Source organism: Chthonobacter albigriseus (genome assembly GCF_013839445.1).
Taxonomy (GTDB): Bacteria; Pseudomonadota; Alphaproteobacteria; order Rhizobiales; family Pleomorphomonadaceae; genus Chthonobacter; species Chthonobacter albigriseus.
On sequence record NZ_JACDIT010000018.1, the window covers coordinates 1 to 1,040 of the forward strand.

1 protein-coding gene is annotated in these 1,040 nt (G+C 71.5%); it reads right to left on the reverse strand.

All coding sequences use genetic code 11. The features are described from left to right. The coding region (locus HZ321_RS21470) for a hypothetical protein (protein ID WP_425305426.1) at positions 1-1,040 on the reverse strand (1,040 nt) is incomplete at both ends.

The following is a 1,040-nucleotide window of genomic DNA, read 5'->3' on the forward strand; positions in this document are numbered from 1 at the left end:
AGATCCACCGTCCCGGCGGTCACCGCCGAGCCGAGCACCACCCGGTCGGCGCCCGTGCCGCCGGTCACCGTCTCAACGTTCAGGACCGTCGCCGTGCCGCCCGTCACCAGCGTCAGCTGGTCGGAGCCCGCGCCGAGATCGATCACCGCGTTGGAGAGGGTGTTGGCCAGCCACACCTGGTCGGAGCCGGTGCCGCCCGTCACGCTCTCGATGTTGACCACCGAGAGGGTGTTGGCCGCCACCGAGGCGAGGACCAGGCGGTCCGTGCCGCCGAGAAGGTCCAGGCTGCCGGAGGTCATCGCCGTCGCCAGCGTCACCGCGTCGGCCGAGGTGCCGCCGACCAGCGTCTCCACGTTGGAGACCGTGACCGTGTTGCCCGCGCTCGAGAGGGTCAGGCTGTCGGCGCCCGCACCGAGGTTGATCGTGAAGCCGGTCACCGCGCCGGTCAGGGTGACGAGGTCGGTGTTGGTGCCGCCGGTCACCGTCTCGATGTTGGAGACCGTCGCCGTGTTGCCGGTGTCGGCAAGCGTCAGGCTGTCGAGGCCGGCCGCAAGGTTCACCGTGCCGGAGACCGCCGTGGTGAAGGTCACCGCGTCGCGGCTCGCCTCGCCGGTCAGCGTCTCCACGTTGGCCACCGTCAGCGTGTTGACGAACTTGCCGAGCACCAGCGTGTCGCTGCCGCCGTTGAGATCCACCGTCCCGGCGGTCACCGCCGAGCCGAGCACCACCCGGTCGGCGCCCGTGCCGCCGGTCACCGTCTCAACGTTCAGGACCGTCGCCGTGCCGCCCGTCACCAGCGTCAGCTGGTCGGAGCCCGCGCCGAGATCGATCACCGCGTTGGAGAGGGTGTTGGCCAGCCACACCTGGTCGGAGCCGGTGCCGCCCGTCACGCTCTCGATGTTGACCACCGAGAGGGTGTTGGCCGCCACCGAGGCGAGGACCAGGCGGTCCGTGCCGCCGAGGAGGTCGAGGCTGCCGGAGGTCATCGCCGTCGCCAGCGTCACCGCGTCGGCCGAGGTGCCGCCGACCAGCGTCTCCAC